Below are 14,826 nucleotides of genomic sequence, written 5' to 3'. Positions count from 1 at the left end.
ATAAAAAGGAATAGAAAATGAGAGCAACGTATACAGTGAAAATAAATCCTTACAATCAAAACAAACTTTGTGCATTAATTTCATTGGAAAATATAGAAGCGGTAAGGTTTGATTATACTGTTCATGGTAAAACATCAAATACAGACTTCTATTACAGTACTGACGAATATACTTCTCACACACAGGTCATCGTTGTTGGCTTGTATGCTGACTATTTGAATACTGTCGAGATCAATACTTACACGGCGGACAATGAAACCACCACCTTCACGGTAACAATTTCAACAGAGGGTCAGGACTACGGTGATGTGCCTCTGGCGCTGACAATCAATATTGACGACAGCGAGATGGCGGAAAGCACCTTGGGACAGGGCTGGTTTGTCACCAGTGCCTGGAATGGTTATGACATTAATGGCGATCTGCGCATTACCGGTCTCTTCCCCTGGATGTACGGTAACCTGAAGATTATAGACAATGCGTTGTGGTCAGCGTTGGCCAGTGAAACGTATGATCCTGATAAGCATGCATTTGCCCCCACTTTGTATCGTTTTAACCTGGCGGGTAACGTCTCGCAAACCTATACCGCACCTACTGGCTATGGTTTTCATCACGACATCACTACGGATGAGAAAGGTAATCTTTGGTTGTTGGGTTCGTTGCTGGATAACTGGAATGATGAGCAAAAACTGGAGTGTGTAATTTATAAATATGACATCGCCAGTGGGGGGTTACTCTGGCAGCGCGATTACTCTCAGGAGTTTTTGGGAGCCACGGTACTGGATAATACTGATACCAACGATGTACATTTTAATAGCCTCGAATATGTAAAAGAAACCAATCAGTTAATCGTCAACTCACGTTCAAGCTGCACTATTATTGGCCTGAACATTGACTCAGGCGATCCTGAGTGGATTATTGATAATCCGGATTTTCCGGTGTTGAATAGCCCACTCAATTTGAGTGTGGTGAATATCGACGATTTTAACTATCCCAACGGAGAGCATGCGGTTTTTATTACTCAAAACAGCAAGTATCAAGCCTGGCGGGGTGAAAATAAGTTTGTCCTTTCTCTCTTTAACAATAATTCCTGTGCGGATGAGAGTGGGAATGAGTTGGTTCGCATCATTGAATCTGATCCCGTCTCTTATACTTCAGCCGCGCTTGATTCCCTACCTACCATTCTTGCTGTCGATTTAACCGCTGCAACGGTAGAGCAATTGGATCAGTTTAGTTTTCCAGGGCAACGTAGTGAGCTTACATCGTCGGTCTTTGATGTAGGTAATGACTATTACAATGTCTATTTTGGCGCAGAACAATCCTTCTTCGTCTTTGATACAAATAACAATATTGGCCTCTCTATTTACAATATTGATACGGGATTAGGCTATCGCGGCCGCATCTTTTCGTATGAGGAATTACGCTCACTGATCTAACGATTTCATCTTTTCCTACATTATTCTGCACCTTTCAGGTGGATGTACCAAAAAAGGTTGTCCACCTTACATCTATGGGGTTGTCATTTCACTTTGCATGTTTCAGCACAGCCGACGGCGCATAGCCAAATTTGTGTTTAAAAGCTTTGCTGAAATGAAACGAGTCAAAAAAGTTAAGCATATCTGCCACCTGTCCGACCGTATTTCCCTCCTGTTTTAGCAGTGACAGCGCCAGTTCCAGCCGGGCATCGAGATAGTATTCTTTTGGCGTTTTTCCGGTATAACGTAAAAACAGACGGCGTAGCCAGGCTTCGCTACAGGGAATGGTGGCTGCCATATCCGCTACGCTCCAGCGTTTTTGCAGGCTGGCATGCAGAGTGGCAATCAGTTTTTCAATTTGCATCCGTTGTGGGTCTTTTTTACCTTCAGCGTAAATAAGACAAATCCATTGATAAATTATTTTTGTGAGAAAGGCGACGGCCAAATTATTTATCATTGAGTCTGAGGAAGTAATTAATCGTGAAACTTCAGCCAGCTCCTGATTATAAATATCACCATTATAAATAATGCTTTGTTGGCGTAGCGGAATATCCATTACGCTGGTTGGCGTGAACTCCATCCAGTATTGTTCCCATACCAACCCTTCGCAATGATAAGACTGTATATCGGTTGGTTTTAAAAAGATTATACAGTTTCCGGTGAGAGTAATGTGTTCGCCACCTTTTAGCAGGATTTTTCCACAACCCTGGACGGTATAGACAGCAACCCATGAATTAGCTATCAGTGGCTTTTTCTTATCGCGCGGCCAAATAACCCGGTAATGTTCGTCGGCATAGGTATGCCACAGCGAGATCAATGAAATTCCGCTTGAGATCACATTTTCGTTAATCAACAGGGGAATATTGTACGTAGTTTCGTTTTTTACATGCGAACTTTGCATCTTTCCATTCATTTTAATTTCCCGCCGGAGAATTATGCCCACAACCTGAACTTAACAGAAAAAATCCGTTCAGGGATATGACGTTTTTATTTTAAGAAATCTGACTGCCTGACCCGGTGCGCAATACCTCCTGTTACACCCTACAGCTACCGGGACATAATGAAAAAAAAGGGCTATGAGATGAATACGCTACAAATTTTAAGCTTTGTGGGCTTTACGCTGCTGGTGGCGGTAATCACCTGGTGGAAGTTACGCAAAGCGGATACCGGTTCGCAGCAGGGATATTTTCTGGCGGGACGTTCGTTAAAAGCGCCGGTGATTGCCGCATCGCTGATGCTAACCAATCTCTCCACGGAACAACTGGTAGGACTTACCGGCCAGGCTTACCGCAGCGGAATGTCGGTAATGGCCTGGGAAGTGATTTCAGCGATCCCACTTATTTTTCTGGCGCTGATTTTTTTACCGCGTTATCTGCAACGCGGCATCGCTACCATCCCGGATTTTATTGAAGAGCGCTATGACAAAACCACCCGCATCATCATCGACTGCTGTTTTTTGATCGCCACAGGGATTTGTTTCCTGCCGATCATTTTGTACTCCGGTGCACTCGCCTTTAACAGTATGTTTCATGTCACTGAAACTTTTGGTATTTCCCAGCATACGGCAATTTGGCTGATGGCGGTGGTTCTGGGGATAAGTGGCATTTTGTACGCCGTGGTCGGCGGAATGCGGGCGATTGCCATTGCGGATGTCATCAACGGTATTGGTTTGGTGATTGGCGGTCTGATGGTACCGCTGTTCGGTTTAATGGCAATGGGTAAAGGCAGTCTGAGCGAAGGCATTACGCGTTTAACCCAAGATCACAGCCAGATGCTGAACTCGATTGGCGGAAGTCACGACCCGGTACCTATCGGCGCGGCGCTGACCGGGCTTATTCTGGTGAATACTTTCTACTGGTGTACCAATCAGGGGATTGTTCAACGTACTTTGGCGTCAAAAAGTCTGTCGGAAGGACAAAAAGGAGCATTATTAACGGCAGTGCTGAAGATGCTGGATCCGTTGATTCTGGTATTGCCGGGCGTTATCGCCTTTCACCTTTTCCAGGATCTGCCAAAAGCAGATATGGCTTACCCAGCGCTGGTAAACAAAGTGATGCCGTTGCCGCTGATCGGTTTTTTCAGCGCGGTGCTGTTCGGTGCGATCATCAGCGCATTTTGCGGTTTCCTCAACAGCGCTTCGACGCTGTTCAGTCTCGGCATTTATCGTCGGTTGATTAACGAGCAGGCCAGTCCCGACAAGTTGGTCAGCATTGGCCGCCGCTTTGGGTTTATCGTCGCGGTGATCTCTGTGCTGGTCGCGCCGTGGATTGCTTATGCGCCGCAGGGGCTTTACAGCTGGATGAAGCAGCTCAACGGGATCTACAACGTTCCGCTGGTAACCATCGTGATCATGGGATTTTTCTTTCCGCGCATTCCCGCGCTGGCTGCGAAGGTGGCGATGGGGCTGGGTATCGTCAGCTATATCACCATCAACTATTTGGTGAAATTCGACTTTCACTTCCTCTACGTACTGGCCTGCACTTTCTGCATCAATGTGGCGGTCATGCTGGTTATCGGTGCCATCAAGCCGCGTGCCACGCCGTTTAAATTCCATGACGCCTTCGCGGTAGACATGAAACCGTGGAAAAACGTGAAAATCGCCTCTGTTGGCGTCCTGTTTGCGATGATTGGCGTTTATTCCGGTCTGGCGCAGTTTGGTGGCTACAACTCTCGCTGGCTGACGATCCTCAGCTACGCCATTACGGTGGCAGTCGCAATTTATTTGATTTACAGCAGTTGGCAGACGCGGCGTAACGTGACTGCACAATGTGTCCATGACGCTAAGGATGAAGCATGACCCGGCCCAATTTTCTGTTCATTATGACCGATACCCAGGCGACCAATATGGTCGGCTGCTACAGCGGTAAACCGCTGAACACCAATAATATTGATAGTCTGGCAGCGGAAGGTATTCGCTTTAACTCGGCCTATACCTGTTCACCGGTGTGTACGCCGGCCCGCGCGGGGCTGTTTACCGGGATTTATGCCAACCAGTCCGGGCCGTGGACCAATAATGTCGCGCCGGGGAAAAATATCTCCACCATGGGGCGCTATTTTAAAGATGCGGGCTATCACACGTGCTACATCGGCAAGTGGCATCTCGACGGACATGACTACTTTGGGACCGGCGAATGTCCGCCCGAGTGGGATGTTGATTACTGGTATGACGGAGCCAATTACCTCGCGGAACTGACTGACGCAGAGATCGGTTTGTGGCGTAACGGCCTCAATAGCGTGGAGGATCTGTTGGTCAATAATATCGATGAAACCTTTACCTGGGCGCACCGAATCAGTAACCGGGCGGTCGATTTTCTCCATCAGCCTGCGCGTGCCGAGGAACCGTTTCTGATGGTGGTTTCCTATGACGAGCCGCACCATCCGTTTACCTGTCCGGTCGAGTATCTGCAGAAATATCAGGACTTTTATTACGATCTCGGTGCGAAAGCGCATGACTCTTTGCTCGATAAGCCCGAGCACCATCGTCTGTGGTCGCAAGCCATGCCATCCCCGGTTAGCGATGACGGGCGCTACCACCATCCGCTCTATTTTGCCTGCAACGACTTTGTTGATGATCAGATAGGTAGGGTGATCAATGCCTTAACGCCGCAACAGCGAGAGAATACCTGGGTCATTTATACCTCCGATCATGGTGAGATGATGGGGGCGCATAAGCTCATCAGTAAAGGGGCCGCGATGTATGACGATATCACACGAATTCCACTGATTATGCGCCCGCCGCAGGGAGAGTCTATGCAGGTAGACACGCCGGTCAGCCATATCGATCTGCTGCCGACGATGATGGCGCTGGCGGGTATTGAGAAGCCGCAAATCCTGCCGGGTGAAAACATTCTTGCCGTTGAAAAGCCGCGCGGTGTGATGGTGGAGTTCAACCGTTATGAGATTGAACATGACAGTTTTGGCGGATTTATTCCGGTACGCTGCTGGGTGACGGACGACTGGAAACTGGTATTAAATCTGTTTACCAGCGATGAGCTTTACGACAGGCGTAACGATCCTGATGAGCTACACAATCTGATTGATTCGCCACAATTGGCCGACGTTCGTTGCCAGATGCACGACGCGCTGCTGGACTACATGGATAAAATCCGCGATCCGTTCCGCACTTATCAATGGAGTTTGCGTCCGTGGCGACCTGATGCCGCACCGCGCTGGATGGGCGCTTTTCGCCCGCGCCCTGAAGACGGCTATTCTCCGGTAGTACGCGATTACGACACCGGTTTACCGACCCGGGGCGTAAAAGTGGAAGAGAAAAAGCAGAAGTTCTGACTACAATGCCAGTTGGCGCAAATATCCTTATTTGCACTTACTTGTAGGCCGGATAAGGCGCGAGCCACCATCCGGCAATGACAACCAGAGGAGTTTGGATGAAGATTTCCCGCCTTGGTGAAGCGCCGGATTACCGCTTCTCGTTGGCAAATGAACGTACTTTTCTGGCGTGGATCCGCACCTCGCTGGGGTTTCTGGCGGCGGGTGTGGGTCTTGACCAACTGGCCCCGGATTTTGCCACGCCGGTAATTCGTGAACTGCTGGCGCTGTTGTTGTGCCTGTTTGCCGGTGGCCTGGCGATTTATGGTTACCTGCGCTGGCTGCGCAATGAAAAGGCAATGCGTCTGAAAGAGGACTTGCCGTACACCCATAGCCTGTTAATCATCAGCCTGATTTTGATGATCGTCGCGGTGATTGTCATGGGACTGGTACTGTATGCCGGATAGCCGTAAATCGCGACGGATCGCCGATCCAGGGTTACAACCGGAACGTACCTCGCTGGCCTGGTTTCGCACGTTGTTGGGCTATGGCGCGTTAATGGCGCTGGCGCTAAAGCACAACTGGCATCAGACGGGGTTCCTGTTTTGGGTTTCAATTGTAGTGCTGGCGCTGGTGGCAATCGTTCTCTGGCGTTATACCCGTAGCCGCAACCTGATGGATGTCAGTCATAGCGATTTTTCTGAATCTCATGCGGTGCGTGACAAATTTATGATCTCCCTCGCGGTGTTATCCCTCGCAATACTGTTTGCTGTAGCGCATGTCCGCCAACTTATGGCATTTATCGGGAATTTAGCATGACAGGATGTCAGGTCATGGCCAAGCCGGCCAGCTCTCGTTGTAACCTCGATTGTCGCTACTGTTTTTACATTGAGAAACCCACTCAACCCACAATGGATGACGCTACCTTAGAGACGTTTATTCGCCAGCATATCGCCGCGCAGCCGGGGTCCGAAGTGATGTTCGCTTGGCAGGGCGGTGAGCCGACTCTTTGTGGGATCGACTTTTTTCGCCGCGTGGTGGCGTTGCAAAAACAGTACGGGGAAGGGAAGCAAATCCATAACGCTTTCCAGACCAACGGAATTTTGCTCAATGACGAATGGTGTCAGTTTTTACGCGATAACGGCTGGCTGGTTGGGATTTCCCTGGATGGCCCGGCCGAGTTGCATGATGCTTATCGCGTTAACCGCAGCGGAAAACCGACGCACCATAAGGTGGTGGAGGCCATTGCCAGACTTCGTGAGTATCAGGTGGAGTTCAATCTGTTGGTAGTGATTAACCGCCTGAACAGCCAGCAGCCCGGACAAATGTATCGTTACCTTCGCCAGTGCGGCACGCCGTTTTTGCAGTTCATTCCGCTGGTTGAATATGATGAAAAAGGCGAGCTTACCGCCGACTCGGTCCCGCCGCAGGCATGGGGAACCTTTCTGAATTCCGTCTTTGATATCTGGGTCAGAGAAGATATTGGCCGTGTATTCGTCCAGTTATTCGATTCAACCCTCGGGGTATGGTGCGGGCATCCGGCGCAGATGTGTTCGCTAAGCTCTACCTGTGGGCATGCTTTTGCCCTGGAAGCGAATGGCGATTTGTATCAGTGCGATCACTATGTTTACCCTGATTATCGCTTGGGTAATATTCATCACACATCGCTGGGTGAGCTCAATGCCAGCCCTCGGGCAGGGGAATTTGGTCAGTCCAAGAGAACCACGCTGAGCGCGGAATGTCAGGCGTGTTCACTGCTGCGTTTTTGCCACGGCGACTGTCCTAAGCACCGTGGCAGAAATGGAAAGAGTGCGATTTGCGGTGGATACAGCGCTTTTTTCAATCATACCGCGCCGCATATGCGAGTTATGCGCGATCTCATTAAGCAGCACCGCTCACCGATGGAGCTGATGGCGATGCTGCGCTGAGATTAGCGCCCTTTCGCCAGGTATTGCGCCATCTCGGTTTCCGGAACCATGCCGCCGCCGGTTGCCCACACCAGATGGGTGGCGTTATTGAGCTGATCCGCGCTGAAGCCATGCATCTGCTGGTAATCCGTAGAGGCGCAAACGTGCTGAGGGCCAGCCATGCCCGCCAGCGCCGATGGTTCAAGACGAATCCCTTCTTCCTGCGCCAGCCAGCCCAGCATGTCGTACAGGGTTTGATCGTCCAGGGTGTACAGACCGTCGAGCAGACGTTCCATCGCCCGGCCAACAAAGCCCGATGCGCGACCCACCGCCAGCCCATCCGCCGCCGTCAGGTTATCGATGCCGATATCCTGTACGGAAATGGTATCGTGCAGCCCGGTGTAAATCCCCAGCAGCATACACGGTGAATGAGTCGGTTCAGCGAAGAAGCAGTGCACGTTATCGCCGAATGCCAGCTTCAGGCCAAACGCCACGCCGCCAGGGCCGCCACCGACGCCGCACGGTAGGTAGACAAACAGAGGATGATCGGCATCCACCACGCGCCCCTGCTGGGCAAACTGCGCTTTCAGACGCTGACCGGCGACCGCATAGCCTAAGAACAGCGTGCGGGAATTTTCATCATCGATAAAGAAGCAGTTCGGATCGGACTCTGCCGCCTTACGACCTTGTTCAACCGCCACGCCATAATCTTCTTCGTACTCCACCACCGTCACGCCGTGGCTGCGCAGCTTGGCTTTTTTCCACGCGCGGGCGTCGGCAGACATATGCACCGTAACGTTAAAGCCGATGCGGGCACTCATGATACCAATCGACATGCCGAGGTTGCCGGTGGAGCCAACCGCGATGCTGTACTGGCTGAAGAACTGTTTAAATTCAGGCGAAAGCAGAACGCGGTAATCGTCTTTGGTGCTTAGCAGACCGGCTTCCAGCGCCAGTTTTTCCGCATGGGTCAGTACTTCATAAATGCCACCGCGGGCTTTAATCGAGCCTGAAATAGGCAAGTGACTGTCTTTCTTCAGCAGGAGTTCGCCGTTAATGTGCTGCCCGAACTCTTTTTCCAACCGTTTTTGCATGGCAGGGATTGCGGCCAGCTCAGATTCGATAATGCCCCCGGTGGCGGCGGTTTCCGGGAAGGCCTGCGCCAGATACGGTGCGAAGCGCGTCAGACGCGCGTGGGCGTCCTCAACGTCGTGTGCTGTCAGGCCAACATACGGTAAACCTTCCGCAAGAGAGGTGGTGCCAGGGTTAAACCAGGTTGTCTCTTTCAGAGCCACCAGATCTTCCACTAAAGGATGCTGGGCGATAAGTGTTTGAATGTTTTCCATAGTCAGTCTCTTCGCGCTTAGATAATAAAGGAAAGCAGGAATGTGCAAGCCAGTGCAATAACGGACGCGATAAATGTCGCGGTCGTATAGTATTTGAACGTTTCATTCAGGGTGGCGCCGCAATACTGCTTCACCAGCCAGAACAGGGAATCGGTGACGATCGTGCAGCCAATAGCGCCGGAACCGATGGCAATGGCGATAATTTCCGGGCTAACGTTGGGGTACAGCGGTAGCATCGGGGCAACGATTGCCGTCGCGCCCATCATAGCCACCGTGGCAGAACCTACCGCCGCATGAAGAATCAGTGCGACTAGCCACGCCAGCAGAATCGGGTGCATATGCATGTTTGAGAGGATCAGCGCCAGAGTATCCGCCAGCCCGCTGCTCTTGAGAATAGCGTTGAATGCGCCGCCTGCGCCGATAATCAGCAAAATGTTAGCAATCGAGCCAAAACCGTTTTCGGTGTGGGTCAGCAGCGCACCCATACCGATGTGCTGACGCAGGCCGAGAATGTAATAGGCTACGAAAACGGCGATAAACATCGCGGTGATCGGGTTACCAATAAACTCCAACAGCGTATACAGCGTACTGCCTTTCGCCATGTTCAGCTCAGCGACGGTTTTGACCAGCATCAGGCCAATCGGCAGCAGTACGGTAAACAGCGTCGCGCCCAGCGATGGCAGCGTGCTTTCGTCGCGCACTTTCAGGTCGGAAAACTCAGCCGGTACCGGTTTAAATGGCAGACGGTTACCGAGGAATTTCAGGTACAGCGGCCCACCGACAAGCGAGGCCATTAAACCCACCAGTAAGCCGTAGACAATCACGGTGCCAATGTCCGCGCCCAGCTTATTCGCCACGAACAGGGCGGCCGGATGCGGAGGTACGACGCAGTGTACCGCCATCAGCGCCGTACACAGCGGAATCGCCAGCTTCAGTAATGAGGTATTGGTTTTTTTAGCAATCGAAAAGGCCAGTGGAATCAACAGCACCACGCCGACCTCAACGAACAGCGTGATCCCGCAAATCAGCCCGACCAGCACCATAATGACATCCGCTGAAAGCCAGCGGCAGCGCTGCAGCGTCAGACCGATGCGTTCGGCCGCGCCGGACACTTCCATCATTTTGCCCAGAATGGTCCCAAGGCCGATAACCGCCGCGAGGAAGCCCAGCGTACCGCCGATGCCGCTCTCAATGGCATTGACCATATCCAGCGGCCCCATCCCCATCATCGTACCCACGAAGAAACTGGCTAACAGCAGCGCCAGAAACGGGTGGAATTTGAACTTCACGATGGTCAAAACGATTAACACGATGCTTATCAGCAGCGTGCTCACAACCCAGATTTGAGAGTGCATAGCTCACCTTGCCCTGTGATTAATATAAGGTTATTGGACAAAAATAAGGCACCGTCTGACAAACGATATAAATCTCCTTTCACATGAGCCAGATTGCATCAAGTGAGTGATTTACGTCTAATTACGCTATGTTTATGCGATATGGTTCACCTTGATTCATCTTTATGCTGATTTTTGCAGCGAAGTTTTTTACACTCCGGCGAATGAATCAGGAGGACAGGAGGTGAGTTTGGATCCCCTACGCGAGGTCAGAAACCGGCTGCTCAATGGCTGGCAGCTGTCAAAGCTGTATACTTTTGAAGTGGCGGCCCGGCATCAATCGTTTGCGTTGGCGGCAGATGAGTTATCGTTAAGCCCCAGCGCCGTTAGCCATCGCATTAATCAGTTGGAAGAGGAACTGGGCATTCAGTTGTTTGTCCGTTCGCACCGTAAAGTGGAACTCACCCACGAGGGTAAGCGGGTGTTCTGGGCGCTGAAATCGTCGCTGGATACGCTGAATCAGGAAATCCTCGATATTAAAAATCAGGAGTTGTCCGGGACGCTCACCGTCTACTCTCGACCTTCTATCGCCCAGTGCTGGCTGGTTCCGGCGCTCGGTGACTTTACCCGTCGCTACCCGTCAATTTCACTGACCATCCTGACCGGCAACGACAACGTCAATCTGCAGCGTGCCGGGGTCGATCTGGCTATCTATTTTGACGATGCGCCCTCCGCGCAGCTTACGCACCACTTCCTGATGGATGAAGAGATCCTGCCGGTATGCAGCCCGGACTACGCTCGCCGCCATGACCTTACCGGTTCGTTAGTGAATTTGCCGCACTGCACCTTGCTGCACGACAGACAGGCATGGAGTAACGACTCAGGAACCGATGAATGGCACAGCTGGGCGCAGCATTTTACGGCGAATTTGCCGACATCATCGGGGATTGGTTTCGATCGTTCTGATTTAGCGGTAATTGCCGCCATGAACCATATCGGCGTGGCGATGGGCCGAAAGCGTCTGGTGCAAAAACGTCTCGACAGCGGAGAACTGGTCGCGCCTTTTGGCGATATGGCGCTGAAATGCCATCAGCATTACTACATCACCACGCTGCCCGGCAGGCAGTGGCCGAAAATCGAGGCGTTTATTAGCTGGCTTCAGGAGCAGGTAAAATAAGCGGACCGCGAATATTTTTTACGCTTTCTCTCTACACGGAAAGTGAAAAAGCGTGCTAAATACGTGATATCACTCCTGATGATTTGCGTAAGGACGACCGTGTTAAAGCCGATTGTTTCCCTCTTACTGTTGGCCAGCGCCACCGTGTGTGCCGCGCAACCTGCGCTGACGGCGGCGCAGTATGCGCAGCAGCTTGGCGTTGGGATGGACGTAGATTGGGCGCGCACCGATCGGGGTATCCGTGAATTCGATCCGCTGGTAGTGCGGGACTACAAGGCGAAAGGGTTGGCCCACGTACGCATTCGCGTAGCGGGAGAGCCTACGGAGGCGCGGCTGATTCATCTGCGCAAGCTGGTGGAAGCCTGCGAGCAGTATGGCGTGATCCCGATCATTGCCTATCAGGCAGACGAATATAAAAAAGACCCCAGCGCCGGGAACGAAAAAGAGGTGGTTAACTGGTGGGTGGCGGTGGCGCATTACTTTGGTCAACGCTCGCCGTTGCTGGGGTTCGACCTGATCTACGACCCCTCTGATAAGCTCAACCATAATCAGGCGTCGCTCAATCGCGTGTATGACAAAACCATTCGAACCATCCATGCCATCGATCCACAGCGAATGATTTTTATCGCGCCGAAACTGCATGCCGCTCCGGAAGATTTGGCCAACCTAAAGCTGCCGCCACAAAGTCAGAATACGGTGCTGGCCCAATGGCATATTTTTCCGTGGGGACCGCTGAAAAATAACGGCAAATATCCGTGGACCTCAGGGACTGCGGCAGAAAAGGCCGCCATTCGCGCCCGTATCAATACCGCCATTCATTGGCAGCAGAAAACCGGGCATGTCAGTTGGGTAGGGGGCTGGTCGCCGGGAGAAACCATCAGAAACGCGCCTTCTGCCTCGCAAATGGCGTTTGCCCGCTTTATGGCGTGCGAGCTGAAAAAAGCGAAAATTCCCTATGCTATCAATGCGGATACGCAGTTCTATGATGGTGAGGAGGGGGCCTGGCGTCCGGCGCTGGAACCGTTACTGACGACGATTATCGCGCCAGAATGCGAAAAGCCCGGCGATAAGCCGGGCCATCATACGCTTAAACCGCCTGTCCCTGATGCGACACGCGTGATGCCAGCGGAAGCCAGCAAACAAAAATCAACAGCCCCATAAGGGTCATCAGCAGGCCCAGACTGGCTTGCCCGGTCTGCGGCAGCATGGCAGAGAACCACGCCAGCACGCCGGAACCAATGTTCTGTAATCCCCCAACCAGCGCGCCGGCCGTGCCTGCCAGGAACGGGAAAGGCTCCATTGCACCGCTGGTTGCCAGCGGAAACAACATTCCGGCGCCGAAGAAAAACAGTGCGGCAGGAACCAGCAGCGTCCAGACGTTCATCACGTCAAACAGCCCTGGGATCCACATCATTAAACCCGCTACCAGACAGCAGGTCACCGACTGCCACATTAGCGTCGAGAAACGTTTATTCGGGCGACCGGCGAACCATGCGCCGAAAAACGCCGCCGGGATGGGCAGGATAAACAGGATACTGACCACCATGCTGCTTAGACCGAGACGTGCGCCCAATAATACTCCGGAGCAGGCCTCAAAGACCGCAACACCCGCCAGACCACCGATCAACATCAGTACGTAACAGGTGAAAGCGCTATTACCAAACAGGGTTTTGTAGCTGGCGATCAGCCGTGGACGCGGCGCACCTGCAGGGCGCGTTTCCGGCATCCAGCGTGCCATGCTAAACGTCACGCCCGCACACAGAATCAACAGAAAAATATAGCAGGCGCGCCAGTTCCACACTGTATCCAGCACACCGCCAATCAGCGGAGCTAACAGCGGACTGACCAGAATCCCCATATTTAACAGACTATTGGCGTGGCGTAGTTGCGTGCCTTCGTACAGATCGCGCGGTAACGTTCGCGCCATCACACCGCCGACGCCCGTTCCCATCCCCTGGATGGCACTGGCGATAATCAGTACCGTCAGACTATGCGTGGTAATCGCGACCAGCGTGGCCAGCATAAAAATAGACATCCCGGCGAGGATAACCGGGCGGCGGCCAACGCGGTCTGAAAGGGGACCATAAACCAGTTGTGATAGACCATAGGTCAACAGATAGGCGGCCATTACGCTTTGCACCGCCCCTTCGCGAACGTTCAGTTCACGCGCCATATCAGCAATCGCGGGGATATAAATGGTTTGCGCCATCTGACCTACCGCCACCAGTAATACCAACATCAACAACAAATTGACGCTTCTATGCCTTTTCATTTCGCTGATTACTTTTAAAAAAGAGAAAAAAGAAGAATAAGGTGCTGCACTTTCCCGTAAATGCGCGTGGAATCTACCACAACAGAAAAAGAAGGCCAGATAGTGGGCTGGAATGTTTATGTGATGGACGGCAGGAAATGTAAACAAAAAGCGGCAACAAATGTTGCCGGATTGCATCGGGTTTACAACGCGATCATGATAAGCGTAGTAAAACTGCGCCTACGGCAATACCTGCAGCCGCGACAAGACGTATTCCGGCAACCTTCTCTTTCAGTAGCAGCCACGCGAGCAGCGCGCCAAACAGGATAGAGGTTTCACGCAGTGCCGCGACTACCGCCAACGGAGCCTGGGTCATGGCCCACAGCGCCAGGCCGTAAGAACCCATTGTGCCAATGCCGCCAAGAATACCTTTCTTCCACTGCTGTACCAGATAGCGCGACGCTTCCCGCCGTCTGGCGATCATCGCCCAGCCCAGCAGGCAGGAGCCGTTCAGAAAGAAGGTCCACAGCGTGTAGCCCAGCGTGGTTTCTGATAAACGTACGCCGGTGCCATCAACCAGCGTATAACCGGCGATAAAGCAGGCGTTAATGAGCGCCAGGATAATCCCGCGTTGCGAACCGCTGCGTCCGTTAAATGCCATCCCGAGAATAGCCAGACAGATGGTGGCAATCCCCACCCAGGCGAGTAGCGAAAGGCTATCGCCAAGAAACAGGACGCTGATAATCGCGACCAGCAGTGGCGCTGTGCCGCGCATCAGAGGATAGGTCTGGCTCATATCCGAAACCTGATAGGTTTTAGCGACCAGGACGGTATAGACCACCTGTAATGCGGTTGAGACAGCCAAAAACGGCAGGCTGGCGGCAGAGGGTTGCGGCGCAAAGGGTAAACAAATCAGCGCCATAATCGCAGCGGTTCCGCTGACGCTGATCGCCGAGTACAGCTTGTCGTTTCCCGCTTTTACGATGGCATTCCAGCTGGCATGCAGCAGTGCGGCGAACAGCAAAATGCAGAAAACAGAAAGCGTCATGGCGGAATTCTTCCCTGAGGATGTC

General features: G+C 52.3%; 13 protein-coding genes. 8 read left to right on the top strand and 5 right to left on the bottom strand.

The features are described 5' to 3' along the window. The first annotated feature begins 17 nt into the window (after nt 1-17). A complete protein-coding gene (locus OGV89_RS02945) occupies nt 18-1,433 on the top strand; it encodes an aryl-sulfate sulfotransferase (protein ID WP_003844444.1) in 1,416 nt (471 codons plus the stop codon). An 88-nt stretch (nt 1,434-1,521) separates the two neighbouring features. Here OGV89_RS02945 and OGV89_RS02940 read toward each other — a convergent pair whose 3' ends face one another. After that, entirely contained in the window at nt 1,522-2,385 is an 864-nt protein-coding gene (locus OGV89_RS02940) for an AraC family transcriptional regulator (RefSeq protein WP_048217033.1), read from the bottom strand. Between the two features lie 168 nt (nt 2,386-2,553). Between OGV89_RS02940 and OGV89_RS02935 the strand changes: the two genes are divergently transcribed. The 5 genes from OGV89_RS02935 to OGV89_RS02915 all read left to right on the top strand — a co-directional run bounded on the left by OGV89_RS02935 (nt 2,554) and on the right by OGV89_RS02915 (nt 7,666). Then, a complete protein-coding gene (locus OGV89_RS02935; protein WP_071687122.1) occupies nt 2,554-4,269 on the top strand; it encodes a solute:sodium symporter family transporter in 1,716 nt (571 codons plus the stop codon). Next, nucleotides 4,266-5,759 carry a sulfatase-like hydrolase/transferase gene (locus tag OGV89_RS02930; RefSeq protein WP_061549947.1) on the top strand — a complete coding sequence of 498 codons (1,494 nt, stop codon included), beginning with the start codon at nt 4,266-4,268 and terminating at the stop codon, nt 5,757-5,759. Before OGV89_RS02935 ends, OGV89_RS02930 begins: the two co-directional genes overlap by 4 nt. A gap of 98 nt (nt 5,760-5,857) precedes the next feature. Continuing rightward, nucleotides 5,858-6,205 (top strand): YidH family protein, encoded by a 348-nt coding sequence (locus OGV89_RS02925; RefSeq protein WP_003840625.1) that lies wholly within the window; start codon nt 5,858-5,860, stop codon nt 6,203-6,205. Next, entirely contained in the window at nt 6,195-6,557 is a 363-nt protein-coding gene (locus tag OGV89_RS02920) for a DUF202 domain-containing protein (RefSeq protein WP_003840628.1), read from the top strand. The genes OGV89_RS02925 and OGV89_RS02920 overlap by 11 nt, the downstream gene beginning before the upstream one ends. Then, complete coding sequence (locus tag OGV89_RS02915) at nt 6,554-7,666, top strand: anaerobic sulfatase maturase (RefSeq protein WP_157844753.1); 1,113 nt, start codon at nt 6,554-6,556, stop codon at nt 7,664-7,666. The genes OGV89_RS02920 and OGV89_RS02915 overlap by 4 nt, the downstream gene beginning before the upstream one ends. 2 nt (nt 7,667-7,668) lie before the next feature. On the opposite strand, the gene dsdA is transcribed toward OGV89_RS02915, so the two are convergent. Further along, nucleotides 7,669-8,991 carry a D-serine ammonia-lyase gene (dsdA, locus tag OGV89_RS02910; RefSeq protein ID WP_200058642.1) on the bottom strand — a complete coding sequence of 441 codons (1,323 nt, stop codon included), beginning with the start codon at nt 8,989-8,991 and terminating at the stop codon, nt 7,669-7,671. Between the two features lie 17 nt (nt 8,992-9,008). After that, nucleotides 9,009-10,346: a D-serine transporter DsdX gene (gene dsdX / locus OGV89_RS02905; protein ID WP_003844455.1), complete on the bottom strand. Its 1,338-nt coding sequence runs from the start codon at nt 10,344-10,346 to the stop codon at nt 9,009-9,011. A 229-nt stretch (nt 10,347-10,575) separates the two neighbouring features. Between dsdX and dsdC the strand changes: the two genes are divergently transcribed. Further along, a complete protein-coding gene (dsdC, locus tag OGV89_RS02900) occupies nt 10,576-11,502 on the top strand; it encodes a DNA-binding transcriptional regulator DsdC (protein ID WP_106902617.1) in 927 nt (308 codons plus the stop codon). A 78-nt stretch (nt 11,503-11,580) separates the two neighbouring features. Then, nucleotides 11,581-12,663, top strand: a complete 1,083-nt coding sequence (locus tag OGV89_RS02895) for a cellulase family glycosylhydrolase (RefSeq protein WP_061549967.1) — start codon at nt 11,581-11,583, stop codon at nt 12,661-12,663. On the opposite strand, the gene emrD is transcribed toward OGV89_RS02895, so the two are convergent. Continuing rightward, nucleotides 12,590-13,774: a multidrug efflux MFS transporter EmrD gene (gene emrD, locus OGV89_RS02890; protein WP_003023905.1), complete on the bottom strand. Its 1,185-nt coding sequence runs from the start codon at nt 13,772-13,774 to the stop codon at nt 12,590-12,592. The two genes, OGV89_RS02895 and emrD, sit on opposite strands and share 74 nt — an antisense overlap. 193 nt (nt 13,775-13,967) lie before the next feature. Beyond that, nucleotides 13,968-14,801, bottom strand: coding sequence for an EamA family transporter (locus tag OGV89_RS02885; RefSeq protein WP_032937131.1), 834 nt, complete (start codon nt 14,799-14,801; stop codon nt 13,968-13,970). Between the last annotated feature and the right edge of the window lie 25 nt (nt 14,802-14,826).

This window comes from Citrobacter sp. Cf125 (genome assembly GCF_030333935.1).
Classification (GTDB): Bacteria; Pseudomonadota; Gammaproteobacteria; order Enterobacterales; family Enterobacteriaceae; genus Citrobacter; species Citrobacter freundii.
This window is presented reverse-complemented; position numbering and strand designations above follow the sequence as displayed.

What these genes read in the sequence shown, in the direction of transcription:
- OGV89_RS02935 (WP_071687122.1), top strand. Translation starts at nt 2,554, where the DNA reads ATGAATACGCTACAAATTTTAAGCTTTGTGGGCTTTACGCTGCTGGTG.
- emrD (WP_003023905.1), bottom strand. Translation starts at nt 13,774, where the DNA reads ATGAAAAGGCATAGAAGCGTCAATTTGTTGTTGATGTTGGTATTACTG.
- dsdX (WP_003844455.1), bottom strand. Translation starts at nt 10,346, where the DNA reads ATGCACTCTCAAATCTGGGTTGTGAGCACGCTGCTGATAAGCATCGTG.
- OGV89_RS02915 (WP_157844753.1), top strand. Translation starts at nt 6,554, where the DNA reads ATGACAGGATGTCAGGTCATGGCCAAGCCGGCCAGCTCTCGTTGTAAC.
- OGV89_RS02945 (WP_003844444.1), top strand. Translation starts at nt 18, where the DNA reads ATGAGAGCAACGTATACAGTGAAAATAAATCCTTACAATCAAAACAAA.
- OGV89_RS02930 (WP_061549947.1), top strand. Translation starts at nt 4,266, where the DNA reads ATGACCCGGCCCAATTTTCTGTTCATTATGACCGATACCCAGGCGACC.
- OGV89_RS02895 (WP_061549967.1), top strand. Translation starts at nt 11,581, where the DNA reads ATGATTTGCGTAAGGACGACCGTGTTAAAGCCGATTGTTTCCCTCTTA.
- OGV89_RS02885 (WP_032937131.1), bottom strand. Translation starts at nt 14,801, where the DNA reads ATGACGCTTTCTGTTTTCTGCATTTTGCTGTTCGCCGCACTGCTGCAT.
- dsdA (WP_200058642.1), bottom strand. Translation starts at nt 8,991, where the DNA reads ATGGAAAACATTCAAACACTTATCGCCCAGCATCCTTTAGTGGAAGAT.
- OGV89_RS02920 (WP_003840628.1), top strand. Translation starts at nt 6,195, where the DNA reads ATGCCGGATAGCCGTAAATCGCGACGGATCGCCGATCCAGGGTTACAA.
- OGV89_RS02925 (WP_003840625.1), top strand. Translation starts at nt 5,858, where the DNA reads ATGAAGATTTCCCGCCTTGGTGAAGCGCCGGATTACCGCTTCTCGTTG.
- OGV89_RS02940 (WP_048217033.1), bottom strand. Translation starts at nt 2,385, where the DNA reads ATGAATGGAAAGATGCAAAGTTCGCATGTAAAAAACGAAACTACGTAC.